General features: G+C 49.2%; 14 protein-coding genes. 4 read left to right on the top strand and 10 right to left on the bottom strand.

Annotated features, from left to right (window positions below):
- Nucleotides 1-2: 2 nt before the first annotated feature.
- The 7 genes from BFC17_RS13210 to BFC17_RS13180 all read right to left on the bottom strand — a co-directional run bounded on the left by BFC17_RS13210 (nt 3) and on the right by BFC17_RS13180 (nt 10,087).
- On the bottom strand, nt 3-284 hold the full coding sequence (locus BFC17_RS13210; RefSeq protein ID WP_070176938.1) for a phenol hydroxylase subunit: 282 nt from the start codon (nt 282-284) through the stop codon (nt 3-5).
- A gap of 23 nt (nt 285-307) precedes the next feature.
- Nucleotides 308-1,237, bottom strand: a complete 930-nt coding sequence (locus BFC17_RS13205; RefSeq protein ID WP_070176937.1) for a catechol 2,3-dioxygenase — start codon at nt 1,235-1,237, stop codon at nt 308-310.
- 365 nt (nt 1,238-1,602) lie between these two features.
- On the bottom strand, nt 1,603-3,312 hold the full coding sequence (locus BFC17_RS13200; RefSeq protein WP_070176936.1) for a sigma-54-dependent Fis family transcriptional regulator: 1,710 nt from the start codon (nt 3,310-3,312) through the stop codon (nt 1,603-1,605).
- Nucleotides 3,313-3,437: 125 nt separating this feature from the next.
- Nucleotides 3,438-5,849 carry an efflux RND transporter permease subunit gene (locus tag BFC17_RS13195; protein WP_070176935.1) on the bottom strand — a complete coding sequence of 804 codons (2,412 nt, stop codon included), beginning with the start codon at nt 5,847-5,849 and terminating at the stop codon, nt 3,438-3,440.
- The gene (locus tag BFC17_RS13190) at nt 5,849-6,979 is read right to left on the bottom strand and encodes a WD40/YVTN/BNR-like repeat-containing protein (RefSeq protein ID WP_070176934.1); all 1,131 of its coding nucleotides are present in this window, start codon (nt 6,977-6,979) and stop codon (nt 5,849-5,851) included. Before BFC17_RS13190 ends, BFC17_RS13195 begins: the two co-directional genes overlap by 1 nt.
- 58 nt (nt 6,980-7,037) lie before the next feature.
- Complete coding sequence (locus BFC17_RS13185; RefSeq protein WP_070176933.1) at nt 7,038-8,384, bottom strand: DUF1329 domain-containing protein; 1,347 nt, start codon at nt 8,382-8,384, stop codon at nt 7,038-7,040.
- A gap of 23 nt (nt 8,385-8,407) precedes the next feature.
- Entirely contained in the window at nt 8,408-10,087 is a 1,680-nt protein-coding gene (locus tag BFC17_RS13180) for a DUF1302 domain-containing protein (RefSeq protein WP_083271724.1), read from the bottom strand.
- A 226-nt stretch (nt 10,088-10,313) separates the two neighbouring features.
- On the opposite strand from BFC17_RS13180, the gene BFC17_RS13175 reads away from it, so the two are divergent.
- Together BFC17_RS13175 and BFC17_RS13170 are read left to right on the top strand one after the other, a co-directional pair.
- On the top strand, nt 10,314-11,213 hold the full coding sequence (locus BFC17_RS13175) for a LysR family transcriptional regulator (protein ID WP_070176932.1): 900 nt from the start codon (nt 10,314-10,316) through the stop codon (nt 11,211-11,213).
- Between the two features lie 292 nt (nt 11,214-11,505).
- On the top strand, nt 11,506-13,827 hold the full coding sequence (locus BFC17_RS13170; protein ID WP_070176931.1) for an acyl-CoA dehydrogenase: 2,322 nt from the start codon (nt 11,506-11,508) through the stop codon (nt 13,825-13,827).
- A gap of 50 nt (nt 13,828-13,877) precedes the next feature.
- Here BFC17_RS13170 and BFC17_RS13165 read toward each other — a convergent pair whose 3' ends face one another.
- Nucleotides 13,878-16,130 (bottom strand): putative bifunctional diguanylate cyclase/phosphodiesterase, encoded by a 2,253-nt coding sequence (locus BFC17_RS13165; RefSeq protein ID WP_070176930.1) that lies wholly within the window; start codon nt 16,128-16,130, stop codon nt 13,878-13,880.
- Nucleotides 16,131-16,299: 169 nt separating this feature from the next.
- Here BFC17_RS13165 and nhaA point away from each other — a divergent pair, with 169 nt between their 5' ends.
- The gene (gene nhaA / locus BFC17_RS13160) at nt 16,300-17,526 is read left to right on the top strand and encodes a Na+/H+ antiporter NhaA (RefSeq protein ID WP_070176929.1); all 1,227 of its coding nucleotides are present in this window, start codon (nt 16,300-16,302) and stop codon (nt 17,524-17,526) included.
- Between the two features lie 8 nt (nt 17,527-17,534).
- Here the strand turns inward: nhaA and BFC17_RS13155 are convergent, their stop codons facing one another.
- Nucleotides 17,535-18,425: a LysR family transcriptional regulator gene (locus BFC17_RS13155; RefSeq protein WP_070176928.1), complete on the bottom strand. Its 891-nt coding sequence runs from the start codon at nt 18,423-18,425 to the stop codon at nt 17,535-17,537.
- A 110-nt stretch (nt 18,426-18,535) separates the two neighbouring features.
- Here BFC17_RS13155 and BFC17_RS13150 point away from each other — a divergent pair, with 110 nt between their 5' ends.
- Nucleotides 18,536-18,781 carry a DUF2798 domain-containing protein gene (locus BFC17_RS13150; RefSeq protein WP_070177201.1) on the top strand — a complete coding sequence of 82 codons (246 nt, stop codon included), beginning with the start codon at nt 18,536-18,538 and terminating at the stop codon, nt 18,779-18,781.
- 78 nt (nt 18,782-18,859) lie between these two features.
- Here the strand turns inward: BFC17_RS13150 and BFC17_RS13145 are convergent, their stop codons facing one another.
- On the bottom strand, nt 18,860-21,430 hold the full coding sequence (locus tag BFC17_RS13145) for a M1 family metallopeptidase (protein WP_070176927.1): 2,571 nt from the start codon (nt 21,428-21,430) through the stop codon (nt 18,860-18,862).
- Between the last annotated feature and the right edge of the window lie 245 nt (nt 21,431-21,675).

The following is a 21,675-nucleotide window of genomic DNA, read 5'->3' as shown; positions in this document are numbered from 1 at the left end:
CCCTACTCACCACGAAAATGGTGAGTGGCATCATGCAGGCTCCACTGGAAAGCGTTTTTCTCTTCATCATCAGAAGCGATTGCTTCCTCATCGAGAAAAATCACATTTTGCTCTTTACAGAACTGTTCAAAATCCTGTTGTTTAAGCACCATCTCCAGCGCCACTTCGGGCAGACCCACACTGAAATCAAACTCAACAAAACCGTCGTCCCGTTTGCCTGTCACCCGCACGTAATGTAGCGAGGTGTCGAATTGCTCTTTAGGTGCTGCAATACTGTCGTTCATGATTTGTCCTCAGGTTAGTTCCGTTAGCTCACCACAGTCAGGAAGCTCTCGTGCAATTTACGCTGTGGATAATCCAGCCCCTGGGCAAAGTTATCCCAGGTCCAGGTGATAGTTTCGTAATCAGGATAAGGGTGATAACCGCCCATGAAGGTCTCGAAACGGTTACCGGATGGATCCCAGGCGTAGATGGTGCAGCCGCGGGTGATACCATGACGGGTCGGGCCAATATCAACGGCCACTTCGTTCATCGACATGATGTCGCCAGCACGCAGCACACGCTCCCAGCTTTCCATTAAAAATGAGGTGTGGTGTAACTTACCCGGCTCCGGATATTCAACAAAAGCAATGTCGTGAACTTTATGTGAGCAGGACAGCCATAATGCCGCTTCGGTTTCGTTGTCTTCGCCCAGCACGCGCTCAACCAGGAAGAAGCCAAGTACATCGCAGAAAATTTTCTTCACTTCGGCAATATTTGGTCCGTACAACAACATATGATCCAGACGTACCGGTGCGATACCATGCTCACTTTGGGTATACCACGGTGCCGGATTGGTCAGACCCATGCCATTACCCACTTTGGTTTTATCGGCGTACAGCTCAAATTCATGGCCCGATGGCAGGGTAAACCGAACGCGCTCACCGGTTTCGAGCATTTCACCGGCTTCGATGCGACGGGTTTCGATACCGAATTCGTTCAGGTCTTTTTCAAGCTTGTTGAGCGTTTCGTTGTCTAACACTTTAAAACCAACAAAATCGACACCCGCCTGATCCGCTTCGCGAATGATGTAGCTGTTGTGATCCTGCTCATCCCAGCATTTAAAATAGACCCGCCCCATGTCGTCACGGCCGGTCTCAACCAGTCCCATTACATCACTGTAAAATTTAACGGCTTCATCCAAATCTAAAACTCGAATCGCAACATGCCCTGGACGTAAAACACCTGTCATCGCCATAATTTATTCTCCACTTTGAACTTATAAGCGCCCTGAAGCGCAACAATTTATTAACGTGTTACAGGTATCATGCCAAAAATACAAATCACTGTTATATAAAGAATTTTGATTTTTAATGTAAATATTCAAAGATATTTTTTAACGTTTGCATAACGCATTTGTTAGTTTGATGTTGTAGCCTTACAAATTTGTAAGTTTGCTAGTGGAAAGGAAATAACTGTTCCAGTTTGTTCAATACATAACCGAAATAAAAGCTGTGAATAACCCATTAGTGGTTCATTGGGAAAACTCGGGGGACAAAAACAACAAAGCGGGCTGCTCCTGTAAGCAAACCCGCCCTGTTATGGTTTAAGTGTTATGACACTTTAACGTGACTTTTCGTTGACTCGATAAGCCAGCTGTCGACGTGTTACGCCCAGAAACTGGGCTGCATGAGTAAGGTTACCTTTCGCTTTTCGCACTGCGGCTTCAAACAGCTGTTGTTCATGACGGGCCAGATCAAACTGCTCTTGCTCAAGCAGTTTATCGTAGAAGAAATCATTCATTTCAGGCAACGAGTTGAGAGGCTGAACCAGTCCCTGCTCATTGACTTCACTGATCCTGTCTTCAGCGCTTGCGACATCCGGCGGATTGACAAACAGGTGATCAAGTTCAATCAATCCCCCATCATTCGCCAATAAAACCCCGCGCTCAATGACGTTTTCCAGCTCCCGCACATTACCCGGCCATTCGTAGCGGGTTAACACCTGCATGGCCTGCCCTGATAAGCCCTTCAGCTGTTTTTGATAACTGGCGCTGAAACGATCAATCATGGCATTACATAAAATAAGAATGTCACCACGACGTTCTCGTAGTGGTGGGATATTCACTGGATAAGTCGCAATTCGGTAGTACAGATCCGCGCGGAATTTACCCTCTTTTATGGCTTGTTGAAGATCGACGTTAGTTGCCGCGACCAGCCTTACATTGACCTTACGCACTTCATCATCGCCCAGGCGTTCAACCTCACCGGTCTGTAATACCCGGAGTAATTTAACTTGCGCAGATAAAGGCAAATCGCCTAATTCATCAAGGAATAATGTACCACCGTCAGCACGTTCAAAACGCCCGGGGCGGGATTCCTGGGCTCCGGTATAGGCGCCTTTTTTCACGCCGAACAGTTCAGCTTCAAGTAATTCATGGGGGATCGCGCCGCAGTTTACCGCAATAAAGGGCTTGTCACTGCGGCTACTGTGCTCGTGTAACCAGCGGGCAAAGACCTCTTTACCCACCCCGGTTTCACCCAGTAACAGTACATTGATAGGAGAATCAGCAGCGCGCTTAAGCAAATTCAGCGCACTGGTAAACTCGGGGGATGCACCCACCAGACCATCGGTGTCGTATTTCACCTGACGCTTACCACGCAGCTGGCTTAGCTCTTTTTCGATTTCCCGCAGCGAAGGACTTAGCGGATCATCGCGGAATAACTCAATATAGTTTTCATCATCCCAGCAATCAGCAGGCTTACCGATGATCTTGCAATGATGATCGCCCTTACACATGCATTCGGTTTCTTTGAACACAATAAAGCGCCGAAAGAATCGGCTGGTATAGCCTGAGGCATAACCGATAATCGTCCAGCAGGCGGCTTCATCAGACAAGCCCAGGGATTGCAACTGTGCTTCGGCTTCCCAGGAATTTTCGACTATCACCTCGCCAAAGAAACGGCCGGTTTCCCAGTCGATCTCCGCTTCGGTGATATGCGAGCGCACGTGGCCTTCAAAGGCATGAAGTTCCGGACCAATACGAAACACGTCGTAGCTGTTTTCATTATCGGCCAGCTTATGGGCTAAATCCGCATCCTGTTCGCCAGCAACAAAGCCTATCCGGATCAGCATACGCTTGGCCGTTTCCGCGTCCAGGTAATCAAATAACCGGGTGCGGATTTCCATCATGGCTTTGGCATGTAATAGCAACAAACGGCTTTCGCCCAGCCAGATCTTGCCAGTCTCCTGATTAAAACGCAGTTTTGAAAGGAGGTCGAACCGGTCGACAACGTCCTTCTCTTCCTGTGCTAATTGTTGATCTGCAATCATACTACTTTCCAACAACAGGGTTGTGGGGCTCTATCGCCCCATCATACCCGTTCAAAGGCATCTTTGTTAACTTTTCGATAACATAAGATTGTCATTATCTGCAAAATACTTACCATTTTTGCCAGTTATGACTGTGACTGCTGTTGCTCAGAGGCGGAAGGCATCAGGAATCTCGCCAAAGCCGGTAGCAGGATCAGCGCGCCTAACATGTTCCAGATAAACATGAAGGCCAACAGAATGCCCATATCTGCCTGGAATTTAATCGGCGAGAATACCCAGGTAGCCACTGCGATACCCAGCGTGATCCCGGTTAACACCACCACTTTTCCAGTAAATAGCAGCGCATCGTAGTAAGCTTCTGACAACGACAAGCCATCCTGTAAGCGGGATTTCATAACCGTGAGAATATACAACGCGTAATCCACGCCGATACCAACACCCAGGGCGATAACCGGTAAGGTCGCTACTTTCACACCGATGTTGAGCCACACCATGAGTGCCTGACACAAAATGGAGGTAAGCATCAGTGGCAGGATGGCGCAGACCACCGCCCGCCATGAACGGAAGGTGATAAAGGCAAGAATGATCACCGCGCTGTACACATACAGCAGCATTTGTGTATTGGCTTTTTCCACCACGATGTTGGTGGCAGCTTCAATACCTGAGTTACCCGCTGCATTTAAGAACTGGAACTTCCCGGTATTGTTTTGAGCAGCAAAGGCTTCCACCGTGTGTACCACTTCATTGAGGGTGTCAGACTTATGATCTTCCAGATAAGCAAAAATGGTCAGCAGGTCACAGTTCTGGTTGAACATCTCCCGCGGTGCGCGGGTAATAATGGCGTTAAGCATGCCCTGAGAACGGGGAATACCGTACCATTTGAGATTTCCTTCATTCATGCCGGCATTAGCAACCTTGGCTAAACCCGCCAGTGACGACGTGGTCACCACGCCGGATAATTGCCGTAATTCCTGCTCCAGCGCATCTACCGCCATGAGGGTGTCATAGTGCGCACAGGCGTACTGCTCTGTCTTAACCATAACCACATAGACATCCGAACTGGTAGCATAGTTTGCAGTCATGAAGGCATTATCAAGGTTATAGCGGGAGTCAGGACGAAGCTCTGGAGCGCCCTGATCAGTATCACCAATTTTTACATTCGCGCTGATCACACTGCCGCCAATCCCCAGCATAATGGCTGCAATCACCGTAACCGTGGCGTACTTTTTACGGGTAAATAAATCCAGGAAGGCCCACAGCGGGTGCTTGGTATGACTGACATCAGCTTCGTCCCGCAGCTCAGCTTTGATACTGCGCTTGGCGGCAGATTCAGCCACACCAGTGTAAGACAGTAATACCGGTAACAGGATCAGGTTACTGAAAATCAGCACGGCCACACCAATACTGGCGGTCACAGCCAGATCCTGGATAACAGGAATATCGATAACCATCAATACCGCAAAGCCCACCGCATCAGAAATCAGCGCAGTGATACCCGCGAGAAACAAGCGTCGGAAGGTATATCGGGCCGCCAGCAGTTTATGAATACCGCGACCAATATCCTGCATAATACCATTCATTTTCTGAGCGCCATGGCTCATTCCGATGGCGAAAACCAGAAACGGCACCAGAATCGAATAAGGGTCAAGCTCGTAGCCCAGAGTCGGTAACAAGCCCAGCAACCAAACCACTGCGATAAGTGAACAACACACCACCAGCAGGGTACTGCGAATGCAACGGGTGTAAATAAACAGCACCACAGTGGCAATCGCAATGGTGATGGCAAAAAACACCAGTACCTGTTTTAAGCCGTCAATGAGATCGCCCACGACTTTGGCAAAACCGGTAATATGAATTTCAATGCCATCTTTTTGGTATTTGGCCCGCAGCTCCTCAAGCTTGGCCGAGAAAGCATGGTAGTCCAGTTGATTACCGTCAGGATCGACTTCCCGCAGCGGCACCAGAATCACACTTGAGTTGTAATTTCCCGAGACCAGCTGACCCACTTCACCGGATCGCTCCACGTTAAGGCGCACCTGGTCTAAAGACGCCTGTGACCCATCATAGTCATCCGGGATCACCGGACCACCATCAAGGCCTTCTTCAGTTACGCCGGTCCAGCGCACCGAGGGGGTCCACAGGGATTTCATAAAGGGCCTTTCCACACCTGGCATCAGGAACAATTCGTCATTTAACTGGCGTAAGGTCTCTAAATAACCGGCATCAAAAATCGACCCTTTGGTATTATGCACCGCAATCCGCAGCGCATTACTGGTGTCAGAAAGTTGCTTACGGTTATCCAGAAAGTTAAGGATATACGGATGGTTGCTCGGGATCATTTTCTGGAATGCGGCGCTCAGCGTCAGATTCGTCGACTGATAGCCTAAAATCCCGGTTACCACCAGGCACAATAAAATAATGATCGGTCTGAAATTGAATATCGCCCGCTCCAGAATACGGCCGGAGCTGGTATCAAAGTCTTCAAGATGACGAATTAAGGTTTCACCCTGTGTTTTAGACGTTGTTGGTGTTGTCATTAGCGTGCTCCCCCACTCACCAGATTATTGTCACTGACAACATGAGCACCGCGAGCGGTGGAAACGGCATAACCGTTGTTTGCTTCAATGATGTCGGTGATACCACCAAAGGGAGCCTGTCCCATCAGGCTAAAGGTTTTTGCCGCATCGCTGCTGACAAATAACTGGCCGCTTTGATCCGCCAGCAGAATCTGGCCATCCTTGCTAACCAGTCCACTGGTCAGAGTCACTTCAGAACCGAGCTTTATGCGTTTCCAGCGTCCCTTGCCTTTCTTCTGACGCCAGACGTTGCCGCGCAAACCATAAAGTAATCGCGTGCCATCCTCTAATAACAAGCCGTCGAAAAAGCTGCCATAGTAAGGTGTATCAAGGGATTCAAATACCTGACCATTATCCGCTGAGGAAAATACAGCAGCCTGTTCACCCAGAATAATCAGCTCATTAGCAGAACGAACGACCTTGTATAAATGTTTACCCGCGGGATTGGGTAAACGCGCAATAATGGAGTACCAGTTTTCGCCGCCGTCATTGGTAGCAAACGCCAGGCCGTAAGCGCCGATTGCCCAGCCATCAGCCGGGTTTGCAAAGTATACATCCAGGATGGGCTTATCCGCGCCTTCCTTAATCAGGTAACCGGCATTGCGTTTGGCACGTTCGCCGCGCTCATCGCCCGCGGCAATCAGTGACTCGGCTTCAGCCATGGCCAGTTCTGCGGCCTTAAAGCCGTCCAGCTGAATCTGCCATGTGTTGCCGCCGTCAGTGGTGGCAAGGATCACTCCGCTGTGACCGGCGGCCCAGCCGTTAAGCGGATCGCTAAAGGTTACTGCAGTCAGGGTCACTGATACGGGCACGGATTTGGCCTGGGTCCAGCTATTCCCTTCATCTTCAGAAAACAGGATTACACCGCGCTCACCAACAGACACCAGTCGGTTACCGGCCCTGGCAAGGCCAAGTTGTAACGTATGTATACTGGTTTTGTTTTGTTTGGCGGGAGATTCCAGCACGTCCTGAAGTGTAGATTCGGCTCCGTTCTCTGTTGCGGCGTGAAGCGGTGCGCACAACACAAGAAAAGCGAGGAAAAATGAAGGCAATACAAAGCCGAACAAGCCATCTACTTTCTTTAATTTCATGATAACTATCTCTGTTACATCACGGGAAAGGCCCGCATTTGCGGGCCTTGGGGTGCACTTAGCGTACTGCGTCAGCAGCCACCGCGTCGCCGGTAAAGAATGTTTCAGGCTTCGTATCCACAACATGGAAACTCTCACCATTTAGCGATTGAATCACGCTCATGGTTTTCGCTTGCAGGTTAAATACGGTAGCCGTTTTGATCAGTACTGCCGGGACTGAAGGCACAACAAATGGCGTTAACTGAGAGGTTCTCCACAGATTGCCTTCGGCGTCATAACCATCCATCAGCAGGATTACCCATGAATCTTCGTCGATGTAGTACGTACGGGTAGGAACAGCGTGACGCTTGCCATCAGCCACCTGCGCTTCCACTTCCCATACACGGTGCTTTTCCCAGCGAACGTGTTGTGGGTTCAGGTGGAACTCACTGATTGCTTCGTCAGCCGTAGGGGCAATAAAACCGTTGTTGTTGTAAGGTACCAGCAGTTCTTTCTTGCCTTTCAGCGTCCAGCTGTAGCGGTCGATATGACCTAACAGGCCCTGTACTTCATCGAAGTAGTTAGCGCCTGATGCTACAAAGTCCGGGGTATCATAAGCAACCGTTGGCGCACGACGTACGCGACGTTGTCCTAACAGATACTGCCAGGCTTTACGTGGGCTATCAGCGTCGATACTATCGCGGATAACCAGCGATTCACCGGCTTTAAACGGTGGTTCCATGGTGTTAAAGCGGAACATGGAATATTCGCCATTCCAGTCATCCGGATCTGCATCTTCATAGTACGGCGGATACTGGAACGAAATCTCGTTACGGGTTGCCAGGGTGTGTGAACCATCAGCGTTACCCACGATATTCTTAAAAGTATATTCAATAGAAGGCGCTTCAACACGTAACAGGAAGTTCCACATTACCTCATTGCCGTTTTCCGGCATCGGGAACGGGATACCGCCTATACAACCTTCGAGACTGTAGCCCTCTTCAACCAGCTCACAGTTAGTCACATTAGCCTTGATGGCATCATAAACATACTGAGGAGCTGCAGCTGTGCGGTGGCTGGGATACACATCGATGTAAAAGGTATCAGGGTACTTTTTCAGTAGCTCAACAGTGCCGTCAGACAGCTGGTCGGCGTACTGCTGATAGTTGCTGGCATCCACGCGATACAGCGGCTTTTCGTCTTTAAACAGTTCCAGTGGAATGTCACCGGCGTGCTCACCGGCGACTTTTTCGGTAAGACCGCCTGTCCAGGCTGGGATAGAGCCATCAGCGTTGCCCGCCATGATACCGCCCAGCGGCGTTAGCTCTGTGCCCAGTTTGCTAACATCGGTACCAGCAGCAAAAGTTGCCGGTACCACAGCCAGCGTTAAAGCCAGCGTCATTGCGTTACGAATACGATTAAACATAATAATTCTCCTGTCTTCGATCGTTAGAATGTGCGTTGTACTGACAACGAGATGAAATCACGATCGCCATGGAAGTTTTTGTAAGAAAGCGTGGGGACCGGTGCGTCGTACTGAATCACCGAACCTGCTGCGCCCAGGTATTTGTTGTAATTTAAAGAGAAGCGCCAGGTGCGGTTGTAATCACCTTTCAGGCCAACGCTCACGTTACCGCCATGCTCAGACGGGAACAGCACACCATTTACCGATGAACGACCATCAATACCAAAGCCAAAACCGATAGGCACCTGCATATCAAGGCCAGGCATGACCTGGAAATAATCCGGCGTGAAGATGAACTGAATAGCACTGGCGTCTTTGGTAGCCAGCGGATCCAGCTGATCAGCATTCTCTGAAATGCTCATGCGACGGTTAAAGGCAAACTCACCAATAAAGGTTGCCGCATCCCATAAGCTGTTTTCATTGAGGATGGTGATCATTGAGGCATTAAAGTGGAAAGTATCACCACGCGGGAAAGCGGAATTGTCGCCACCATCCGCCGTGGTATTACCAGGCAGGATCACCGCATTACCGGTTGCCACCAGCGACATGTCATTACGTACTGACATTTCTGCCGCAACGTTAGTTTCGCCCACCAGGGTACTGACACTCAGGCCATATACTTTGATGTCTTCAGCAAAAACCTGGGTGTAATCACCAATGCCACCTTCCTGCACGTTTACGCCCGGACGGACATAAAACTGGGGCATTTTGTCGTGGAACTGAGCGGCGTAAAAACCCACTTCATAGTCGTTGATTTTGTAACGGGCCTGAAAACCAAACTGACCGGAATCATCGGCAACAATGTCTTCGCTGCGATGCACAATTGCCCCCGGACCAAGAATAACGGTTTCACCGCCTTTATCGACAAAGTCAGCAAAAGCGAAATAGCTGCCTGCCGCTGGTAAACGTGACTTACGCCATTCAAACTGATAGTAAGCTGCCAGGGTTAACTTAGAGTTTACCTGCAACTGGGCAGCAACCTGACCGGTAGGACGCGCCACTTCTTTAAATTCAGACTGAGGTACTGACAGTGCCCGCGCTAAATCCAGACTGGTCATGGCTCCGGCCACGGCGTTAGAACCGAAGAACAAACTTTCGCCATAAAGCTGGGCAAAACGACCCGCTTTCAGGTTAATCGCCTTTTTACCTACGTTAAATCCGCCATAAACAAAGGCATCCAGGATTTCGCCGTACTGACCATGTAAATCCTTGGTGTCTTCGGCAAACTCACCGGCTGGCACAGACTGCGTATTAACCAGTGCACCATCGTAATAACCCGGGTTATCGTTGCTGTCATGGTAAACCGAGTCGTACCATGTTGCCGCACTGATACGCATACCATAGCTACGCTTGTAGCGCAGGTCGAATTCTGAGAATAAATCCAGACGGCTGGAAACCAGCCCTTTATCAAAGTTTAAGTCACCATCGTTGGTATTAGCCTGAGGGCCAATTGAGGCGTCAGCGACTTCGCTTTCTGCAGGCGCCACACGAAACATGGCACTGTATTTCACCGTGTTGTCCCAGCGGATCCGCAGGTCACGGTTACCCGTGTCAATAGTTGCAGCCTGGGATTGCGCTGAGGCTAATAAGCCCATTGCAACAGCTGCGGCGAGTGCGTTGCGAGGCAACTTATTGTTTTTTTGTTTCACCCACACGTCATTCATAGCGTTCCTCCTCGAATGTTTCACTATGCTGAGTTGCGTGACCCGGATACCTCCTTCCCGGCCCGATAAAACAGTAAGTCACTGTTTCATCAATCTGGTTGGATATGTGTTAAATCACGCGTTGTGAACGAAATGTATATTTGCTGTTAATTACCTTCCAATACTATTGACGGCCCCAGTTGATACCTTTAAGGTATTACCAATTAGTTTAAACTGGTCTTTCGCCATGGATATCCGCCAGATCCGTTATTTTGTTGCCGTTGCCGAAGAAAAAAATATCGGCCGCGCGGCCAAGCGATTATTTATCTCCCAGCCCCCTCTCACCAGACAAATTCAACAGCTCGAAGACGAGCTTCAGGTAAAGCTGTTTGAACGCACCGCTAAAGGCGTAGAGCTCACATCGGCTGGTCAGTTGTTCCTTAACGAATCACGCAATATTCTGAGTTTGATCGAGCAGGCTCAGGAGCGCACTCAACGCGCAGGAAAGGGCCAGTTAGGCCGTTTGGACGTGGCAATTTTCGGGTCCGGTATTCTGAATACCATTCCCGATATTCTTAAGCGTTTTAAGACCGCTTACCCGGGCGTAAATATTGTTCTGCATCAAATGAGCAAGGCCGAACAAATTGAAGCTTTGCGGCAAAAACGCATTTCCGTAGGCTTTAACCGTCTGCTCGCGCCCCTGCCTGATATCGACTCCACCATGATTTTGCAGGATAAGCTCATGGTAGCAGTTAGAAGCGACCACCCGCTGGCGGCCAAAGCGGTTATTGATATCAAAGAGTTGGATAACGAACCCATTGTGGTTTTCCCCAAGGGGGCTCGTCCCAACTTTGTGGATTTGGTGTCCAGGGTGTTTCAGGAGTCCGGCGTGACCATGAATATCGCACAAACGGTAATCGATGCGGTCACCGGCGTGGCGCTGGTATCCGGCGGCTTTGGTTTTTGTTTAATTCCCAGTTCGGCCAGTGTTTTGCAGCTGCCGGGAGTCAAATATATCCCGCTGAATGGATTGCCCGACAACGCCACGGTGGATTTAAGCTGTATCTACCTCAAAGACGATCACTCCCCTTTGCTCAGCGCATTCTTAGCCATCGTTCACGAATACAAAAGCCAGCTTAGCGACTAATTCCGCAACTGGCTTTGGTAGCAAACGCTGTTTTTTATCTCATCGGATGAGCATTAAAACAGCGATTTTCTGTTCTTCCCTCACCCCATTATCCCGCCACTTTTATTCCGTAAATTAACGGCTTGAATAAGCTTAAAACGCCTGTTAACCAACCGGACTTTCACCAAATCAGCCAAATTTGAGCATTGACGAAAATTAAAACAAGTGTTTAAATTCGCAAAATTCAAACACCCGTTTAATTCAGTTGTTTAATTCGGGTTTCGCTATTATTGAGTCACTCTGGAGATTAATTATGCTCTTTTGGATTATTGTCGCGGTGCTGATATTTGCCTTGTTTCAGGTTAAATCCTTACGTCAGCAATGGATCACCGGCCCTGCTTTTAAACTCTTCAAAAAAGTGTTGCCACCGTTAACGCAAACCGAGCGGGAAGCCATGGAGGCTGGCTCGGTATGGGTTGAGGGTGACCTGTTTTCCGGTAAACCAGACTGGCAACGGCTTTACTCTATGGCACTGCCACAATTAACCGCCGAGGAGCAGTCGTTTCTGGATAACGAAGTCAACGAACTGATGACAATGATCGATGATTTTGACGTTATTCATCAGGACAAGGACTTCACTGATGAAGCCTGGCGTTATATGCGCGAAAAAGGCTTTTTTGCCATGATCATACCCAAAGAGTATGGCGGCAAAGCGTTCTCCGCGCTCGCAAACTCAACCATCGTATCTAAAATCGCCAGCCGCTCGGTAAGTGCCGGGGTAACGGTTATGGTGCCTAATTCACTGGGCCCGGGCGAACTGTTAAGCCATTATGGTACGCAGCAACAAAAAGATTACTGGTTACCGCGCCTGGCCAATGGTACCGATATTCCTTGCTTCGCCCTGACGGGGCCGGAAGCGGGTTCTGATGCCGGCGGTATCCCGGATACCGGCGTAGTAACCATGGGCGAGTATGAAGGCAAAGAAACCTTAGGTATTCGCCTTAACTGGGATAAGCGCTATATCACCCTGGCACCAGTTGCTACCGTTCTTGGTCTGGCGTTTAAACTCTACGACCCGGATAAGCTGCTGGGCGATAAAGAAAGCATCGGCATTACCTGTGCACTGATCCCCACCAGTCATCCTGGTGTTGAGGTTGGCCAGCGCCATTTACCACTGGAACAAGCGTTTATGAATGGTACGACTCGCGGTCAGGACGTATTTATTCCTGTGGACTGGATTATTGGTGGCCCCGATTACGCTGGCAAAGGCTGGCGCATGCTGATGGAATGTTTGTCAGCCGGACGCGGTATTTCCCTGCCAGCGCTATCTACCGGTAATGCTCAGCTTAGTGCCCAGACTACCGCAATTTATGCCAGCATCCGTCAGCAGTTTGGTTGCTCTTTGTACGAATTTGAAGGGGTTCAGGAAGGTCTGGCGCAACTGGCGGCTAACGCCTATCAGGCCGAAGCTGTTCGTCACCTCACCGCTGGCGCTATCGATTTAGGTCAGAAACCCGCGGTGGTTACTGCCATAGCCAAATTCCATATGACCGAAGTGGCGCGTCAGAGCATCAATATTGCGATGGACATTCATGGCGGTAAAGGCATTCAAATGGGGCCGAATAACTACCTTGCTTCGTTGTATATGGCCATGCCGGTGTCTATCACCGTAGAAGGCGCCAACATTTTAACCCGTAATCTGATGATATTTGGTCAGGGTGCCACCCGCTGTCATCCCTATGTGTTTGATGAGATGGTAGCAGCCGCAGAGCCGGATTTTCAAGCCGGTCTGCAACAGTTTGAACCACTGCTGTTTAAACACATTAAATTTGCCCTGGGCAATGCCTTTGCCGCCTTTGGCCATGGTTTAACCGGCGCTCGCTTTGCCTCTGCACCAAAAGACGATGCCAACAAACGCCATACCCAACAGATTTTACGCATGAGTAAAGCGCTGGCCATCTGTTCCGACATTGCCATGCTGATGCTGGGTGGCGAACTTAAGCGACGGGAAATGCTGTCAGCCCGCTTGGGCGATGTACTGAGTGAACTCTATCTGGCCTCGGCAGTATTAAAACATTTTTACAGCCGCGGTGCCGACAGCAAGGAACAGCCACTGGTGGATTACCTGATTCAACAATCCTTGTATAACTGCGAAGTGGCATTGAAGGGCTATTGCCGTCATATCTCTAACCCGGTTATCGGTACGCTGATCAAACGCCTGGTATTCCCGTGGGGCAGTGCTTACCAGCCACCTAAGGACACCTTAAAAACCCAACTGGCGTTAGCTTTGTGCCAGGATAAAGCATTGCGCGATACCATTACGCCAATGTGTTACGTAGGTCAGAATGCCGATGACGCCGTTGCGGTATTAAATCAGGCCATGGATGCCATTGATGCGCTGACACCGTTAATGAATAAATTTAAAGCGGCACAAAAAGCCAGAACCCTGCCGCGCAAAGGCAGTATCTTCCAGCTACGTGAACAAGCACTGGCTGCAGGTGTTATCAGTGCTGAGGAGTCCGTTCAAATCATTGCGGCAGATGAGTTACGCAAACGCGTAATTAATGTTGACGAATTTGACTTTGACCTTAGTCAGGCCAGCAATGCAGACACGAAAATAAGTCATGCTGCTTAGTTAATAAGCGCAAATTTAACCAGTAAAAACGGTGCCCGCAGGCACCGTTTTTAGTTAAATAATACCGATACTTCACTTGCCGGTGCCGGACGGGCAAATAAATAGCCTTGCAGGTAATCACAACCATACTGATGCAATAACTCGCGCTGAGAGTCGGTTTCTACTCCCTCGGCAATCACCTGCAAACCTAAGTTATGAGCTAACTGACAAATAGTCAGCACAATGGCCTGCTGCTTGGGCGCATCTACCATCTGGCTGACAAAAGAGCGGTCAATTTTTACCTTATCTACCGGGAACGCGCTTAAATAAGCCAGCGATGAATAGCCTGTACCAAAATCATCAATGGATAAACTGACACCAAGTTTACGCAATTCCACCAGCACTTCGCTGGCCAACTGGTGGTTGTCCATAATCGATGTCTCAGTGAGCTCCAGTTCGATAAGTGATGGCGGTACCTGATATTCCTTGAGGCGGCGCTCGATAGATTCGGTAAACCCCGGTTGTAAAAACTGGCGGGCGGAAATATTAATGGCAACCTGTACTTCCCGCCCCTCGCTATACCAGTGCTTTACCTGTTTAAAGGCGCTGTCGAGCACCCATTCACCCAGTAACAGGATCAATCCGCTGCGCTCCGCGATCGGGATAAACTCGCCGGGCGAAATAAATTCACCGTTATCAATCCAGCGTAACAAACACTCACAGCTGCGCACCTGACCATTTTGTAAATGCTGTTTGGGCTGGTAGTACAGGCTGAGCTGATTATCAATAAGCGCCTGCTCAAGACGCCGGGTAATGGTTAACCTGCGTTGGTGTGAAGCGCCGTCATCGGCGTTAAAGTAGTGCACGCTTTTACTGTTTTTCAGCGCCATTTCTACGGCAATATTGGTGTGTAACAGCAAGGTGGCATAATCGCCACTGTGCACCGGATAATCACTAACGCCAAAGGTCACATGGAAGCGCATTGCACCAAGGGGCGTATCAATTGCATCATTGAGCCTGGTACGTAACTCCGCCAGTAATGCGGCCAGACGATGCGCCGGGCCGTTGGTTTTAACCAGCACCATAAAGCAGGCATCGGCCACATGAAACAAACACAAATCAGCCTCGGGCTCGTTATTCATGCCATATTGCTCTACCGCGGAATTAAGGTAGTAGCCCACCGAGTAAATACAGCTCAGAGCATCCGCCAGACCATAGCTCTCGCTGAGCATTTTGAAATCGCTGATGTCGATCATAATGGCATTGAAGGGCTGCTGTTGCCCAATCCACTGGTTCGCCGTTTTCTCCAGAAAACTGCGGTTACCAATCCCCGTGACCGGATGATGATAAGCCTGATGTTCCAGTGCCTGCTCGGCCCGGTGACGTAAGGTAATATCCCTGACATGCAAATCGTAAGTCTGATGCTCAGAAATCCAGTGACTTTGAATAGCATAGTAGCGTTGGTCAATCTGCAGAATCGTTTGCGCGCAAAGTTCACCGCCACTGCTCACCAGCTTCAGGGCCTCGGTTAACGGCTCAGGAAAACTGGCCATGGAATTAATATCATTGGGATACAGGCTCGCCACAAGCTTGTCGGCGGCCGGGTTGGCATAAAGCAGTCGCCCCCTGGCATCGATGCGAATAACCGGATTCGGGTTACGCTTGGGAAACAGGGCCAGGGTTTCGTTTTCAGTACTTAACTGAATAAACTTCGCGGCATAGCGCCCCAGATAAATACTGATCCCTGCGATCACCAGAGCAAAAGCAGCTACTACCCAAACCGTCGCATCCAGAAACCAGTTTATAGCTACATACCCCGCATTAACGGAGCGATTAACTCCCATATCTATGTCATTAAGTAAGGGCAGCGCAGCACGGCGATACTGGCTGATTAATTCCAGTTGTTCGCGGGCCAGATCCCAGTCGGTCCAGCTATCCTTAAGATTAACATCCAGCTCTTTTGCCACCTGATACGACTCGTCCAGCATGGTATTTATGCGGGCAACCGTGGCGTGAAACTCACCGGTTTCGCCCAGCGCCTGTAACAATGCAGTTAACTGATTAAAATTCTGGATATATCCGTTTTCATACAAGGTGCTTTCTGAGGTTGCATAATATTCATAAAGCAGCCGTTCCTGCTCGCTCAGTAACATACCTATCTGCTGGGTCTGACTAAAGGTCGCCAGGTCGGTTTCCATGTACTTACCCGCTTTGCTTTGGACACTGGCCGCCAGGCCATAAACACCAATCGCGAGAATGCCTCCCAGAAAAACGATGAAGAGGTATACCTGCCTGGCTCGTCTGGCTAATTGCGAATTGTGCATAACGTTATTCCCGAACATCCTTTTTGGTACAGACCATTGAATATCAATAATTCTTTCAAATTATTTTATGCGTACTGGCGACTTTGGGTTAACCAGGGCTACCGTTACAAATGTAATCTATCCTTAGTCTGAATACGTAACAATTTAGTTATGGTCTGAAAGGTGATGTATGGAAAAAATCAACGAACTGTCTGAAGTGGTCGAAAATTTTCTGAAACGAGAGTCCTCAGCCGGAATATTGCTGATGTTTGCCACTGCCCTGGCCTTAATTGTTGCAAACACGCCTCTGAATGCTTATTACGATCAACTGATGACGATGCCGGTCATGATCGCCGCAGGCGACTTCAGAATTGATAAACCTCTGCTGTTATGGATTAACGACGGTCTGATGGCCATATTTTTCTTTCACGTAGGTCTGGAGTTGAAGCGGGAGGTCTGTGAAGGCGAACTGGCTAACCCTAAAAACATTATCCTGCCCGCCAGTGGTGCCCTTGGCGGTATGATGGTGCCGGCGCTGATCTACGTTGCTATAAACCTGGATAATCCCGCAGCCTTGTCCGGCTGGGCGATTCCGGCTGCTACTGACATTGCTTTTGCACTGGGCGTAATGGCATTGCTGGGAAATCGGGTGCCGGCCAGCCTGAAAGTGTTTTTGGTAACCCTGGCCATCATTGACGATATTGGTGCCATTGTGATCATTGCCTTGTTCTATACCGATAATATTACTGAAATCGCCTTGCTGACAGCCGCCGGATGTTTTGTTGTGCTTTGGCTAATGAACAAGCGCAACGTGGTGGATTTACCCGGCTATATTATTGTCGGGCTGGTGTTATGGGTCGCGCTGTTAAAGTCTGGTGTTCACGCAACGCTTGCCGGCGTTCTTCTGGCCGCCTTTATTCCTATGCGTGACAAAAAAGATCCGGACAACTCGCCAGTTATCCGCCTGGAGCACGAGCTTAATGGCGCTGTGAGTTTTGCTATTATTCCCATTTTTGCCTTTGCCAATGCAGGCATTAACTTTGGTAACATCTCGCCCGAGGGCATTTTCCACCCGGTAACCTGGGGGATTTTTCTTGGTCTGGTAGTGGGTAAACAGGTGGGGGTGTTTGCTTTTTGCTGGTTGATTGTAAAACTCAAAATGGCGTCCTTACCCTCAGACCTGACATTCCGTCACATTTATGGCTGCTCGCTCCTTTGCGGCGTAGGCTTTACCATGAGCCTGTTTATTGGCAGTCTGGCGTTTCAGCATACCGGCATCAATCAAATCTTTGATGAACGGGTAGGTATTCTGGCGGGCTCAGCCGTATCGGCGATACTTGGCTATGTGGTGTTATATCTGGTGGGAAAACCGATCCATCCCACCGAATCTGAATTGCCTGTTACAAAGCACCACTAGCGAAATGGCTACACGTGCTGCTGAACATAACGGTAAATATAGTCGCGCAGGCATTTCGCCCGTTGGCTTAGCAGCTTGCCCCCGGGCCAGATGATAAAGATGTCTCTGACTTCTCCGCCCCATTCAGGTAATACGCGGATCAGTTCGCCGCTGGCAAGCTCTTCTTTCACTTCGGTTAACGGTGCCAGGGCAATGCCCTGGGAATCCCGCACAAAATATTTCACCATCAGCGGATCATTTACCTGGGCGCGACAGCGCGGATAAAGCGTAAAACGCTGGCCGTTAGTTTCATGCTGGAGTTCCCATTTGGGGCGCATACTCAGTCCGATCAGCTCATGCTCGGCTAAACCCGCCGGGTGCTCTGGTAAACCGTTTTGCCGGGCGTAGGCTTCCGTGGTCACCAGCACATTTTCAATTTGGGCCAGACGACGCTGATAAAGTGAGGAGTCATTCTGACGGCCTATACGGATCGCCAGATCGGCCTGCATCTCAATCATATCCATTGGATGATTACTCAGGTGCAGCTCCAGCTCAATCCTGGGGTATTCACGGGTAAAGGCCACCCACATTGGCCCCAGTACGCCATGGGAAATATTAACCGGCGCCAGTACTTTGAGCTTACCTTCAAGCTTTTGAAATTCATCACTAAACTGTTGCTGAGCAGCTTCAAAACGGTCGACCAGTTCGGCGTAAGCGTCAAAATACGCCTCACCATCCTGGGTCAGCACACATTTGCGCGCTGAGCGGTGTAACAGTTTAACGCCCAGCGCATGTTCGAGTTTTTGCAACCGGCGAGTCACTGTCGCCGGGGGTAATCCCGCCTGTCTGGCTGCGCCCGCCAGATTACCGTGTTTCACCACTTGTACAAAAAGCGCGATATCGTCCAGAGATGATTTCATTTATGAAATTTAAGATTAGTAAATTAGATATTTATACCATTATTGTAACCTATTACACTATTATGGTCGTTAATGTTGTCATAGCCGATTTAAACAGGAATTTTTTAATTATGATCCATCCTCGCTTTGCACCTATTGTGTTTTCGCTCTTTATGGCGTTTTTTATGTCCGGGATCATGTCGTTGGTGGTCACCACCATTAATATTGGCTTTGTCGATGAGCTGGCTGTACGCTGGCTTAATTCATGGCCAATGACATTTGCCATCGCGTGGCCAACCATCATGCTGGTTGCCCCCATGGTAAAACGCATCGTCGGTCGCCTGATTATGCAGGAAATTCCCGTCGAAGAACGTTAAGTTCAACCCATAAAAAAACACCGCTTTTACAGCGGTGTTTTTGTGTCTGGAAACAGCTCCCCGAGGGAGGCTGTTTATTTATAAGCCTTGCAGAAACGCATCAAACTTACTTTGATAGGTGTCTTTCAGACGAATACACTGATTGGACTCATCCATCATAATGTCGTAGCTGCGGGCCATGCCCTCGTGCTTATCCTTGATTGGGCCATAAAAAGCAATCGCCAGCGCCAGGTTATCGGCATCACAGGTAGTGGCGATAAACTCCGGCATGCGTGATACATGGTAATCAGGCATCTTCTCGATTACTGCATCTGCATTTTTACTTAGCCAGTTATAAAACGGCGTTTCATTATCCAGATTGCGTACCACGCTGCCCAGCATGCTAATGGTATTAGCCGGAGTGACATTGTCAGTCAGCGCCAAATCCAACAGCTTGTTGATCATTTTGGGATCTTCATAGCTCATAGAATAAAGCAGCGCATTTTTTACATTTGGCAGCTTACTCTGGGCAAATGTTGCCATGATGCGATCAAACCAGGCCGGATCGGCGTCCGGACCCATGGTAGCCACACTTAAAGCGGTACGCGCGAGGCTGTTAGGCACACTCGACGTATCTGCCAGGTATTTTTCAGCTAACGCTTTACTCTTTGCAATCAGCGTCTTGTTATCACCATGACGGCCAAGCAGACGGTATAGCTGAGTGCGCAGGCGGATAACACTTTCCTCATCGTCATCAGACTGAGTGAGGGTCAGTTTATCCAGCAAAGGCAAGTATTTTTCATTAAGTAATTTGGCAAACTGCGCTTCATTCTCATCGTTAACCAGATAGAGGAAACCGGCCAGCGTACCTACGGCTGCGCGGATCACCTCAGGATCTTCATCCTGCGCCATGGCATTCAGCACTTTCATTACACTGTCGATACCGGCTTCACCACCGTTTAACAACGCCTGCATGTTATACAGCACGTTTTTCTTTTCACGATTGTTCAGCGCATCCAGGTCGCTCAGCAGGTTGTCCATTTGTGCATCAGGAATCGCCCAGCGGAAATAGCCAGTGGCGTTGTCATTAGGGAATACCCAGTCGGCTTCTGCCAGTTGTGGTAAGCGCGTGGTTTGTTTATCAACAAAAACAATCTCGCGGTGAATTTTACCATCTTTTTTGTAGCTAATATTTAAAGGTACTGCCCAGGTTTGTTCTTGCACCTGCGCACCGGCTAAATGAAAACGCTGCTGAGTAATGGTACCGTCATTACTGATGTCCAGTAAGGGATAACCCGGCTGTTCAAGATAGGCCTTCATCATGGCGCTTAAGTTAAAGTCGGACACTTTATCCAGCTCAGCCCACAAGTCATCAGCCTGGGTATTGCCCCATGCATGCTTGTTCATGTAGGCCTGTACACCTTTCTGGAAATTATCGGTGCCGATCAGGGCTTCAATCATCTGCAGGATAGACTCACCCTTTGAGTAGTTAAGACCCAGACCATCCATCACATCGGGCTGACTACGAACAACTTTCTTAACCGGTTTAACCGTCGGGCTGGCATCGGCGCCAAACGCCCCTTCCTGAATCACGCGTTCCTTAAAGTTAAGTTCCGGATACAGTTCCATCATCACATAGCTGGCCATCCACGAGGCAAAGGCTTCGTTTAACCACAGGTCGTCCCACCACGCCATGGTCACCAGGTTACCGTACCATTGGTGCGCCAGTTCGTGGGCAACAACGTTTAGTGGTGAAGAACGTTCAGCCAGACCCGGCTCATCTTCCAGCAGCAACAGGCTGTCGCGATAGGTAATCAAACCGGCATTTTCCATCGCACCATGGGTAAAGTTAGGAACGGCGACAAAATCGAGTTTGCGGTAGGGATAATCAATCCCAAAGAAATTCTCCAGTGACTTGAGGATTTCAGGTGTGTGTTTAACAATAAATTTTGTTTTATCGGCATAACCTTTCGGCACGTAAAGTTTACCTGGCACCGACAGGCCTTCCATTTCAACGCTGTCGAAGGGGCCTACTGTGTAAGCCACCAGATAGGTCGGCATGGGCTTGGTTTTCATAAAGGTAACCGTTTGCTTGCCGTTTTCTACCGTGCGTTTTTCTACTGGCGTATTAGACGCAACCACTTGTTTTTCCGGAGTGGTAATGGTCATTTGATAAGGAATTTTAAACGCCGGCTCGTCAAAGCTGGGAAAGGCTTTACGGGCATGCATATCTTCAAACTGGGTGAAAATATAGTTGCGGCCTTCAAAACTGGAGAGATACATACCGTCAGAAGAGGTGTTGACCTTGCCTTCAAAATCAATAGCCAGTTCATACTGACCTACTGGCACAGTTGCTGAGCTATGACCCCAGTTAATGCTGTATTCGCCTGCAGTGATACGAAGCGGATAAATGCGATTGCCCTGACGCAATTCGGCATTTGTCACCTGAATATCCATCTGGTAGAAACCCACTTTGGTCACCGGCTCAGTGACGTTAACTTCGATAACCGTGGTACCAGAATAATCCGGCTGATCCGGATCGATATTTAAATGAATTTTTTGAAAGGTAGGCTTTACGGCGCCCGGTAACCGGTATTCAACATCTTCAGCGGTGGCTGCGCCGGCCACCAGCATGAACATGCAGGAGACCCAGGATAAGAGTCTTTTCATGAACGAGTCCTCACTGTCGTTAGGGATTAGGATTTTTATTATTTAGTAGTGAAATAACCGAGGGATAATACCATTGATCATCGCTAAGATTGAGTCACTAAAGTGTAACCAACTGTAGAAATGAGTAAACTGGCCTTTGTAACTGGTCAACTCGTCGATTTGCACGCTTTTCAAACAAAAAACCAGGCAAAAAATCGTCAGCAGTACCTCCTGGCTGATAGCGGCAAACGCTTTCTGCAGGTGCA

The sequence above is a fragment of the Marisediminitalea lipolytica genome (assembly GCF_001758465.1).
Classification (GTDB): Bacteria; Pseudomonadota; Gammaproteobacteria; order Enterobacterales; family Alteromonadaceae; genus Alteromonas; species Alteromonas lipolytica.
The sequence above is the reverse complement of the archived record's forward strand: the minus strand, read 5'-3'. Positions and strand labels throughout refer to the sequence as shown.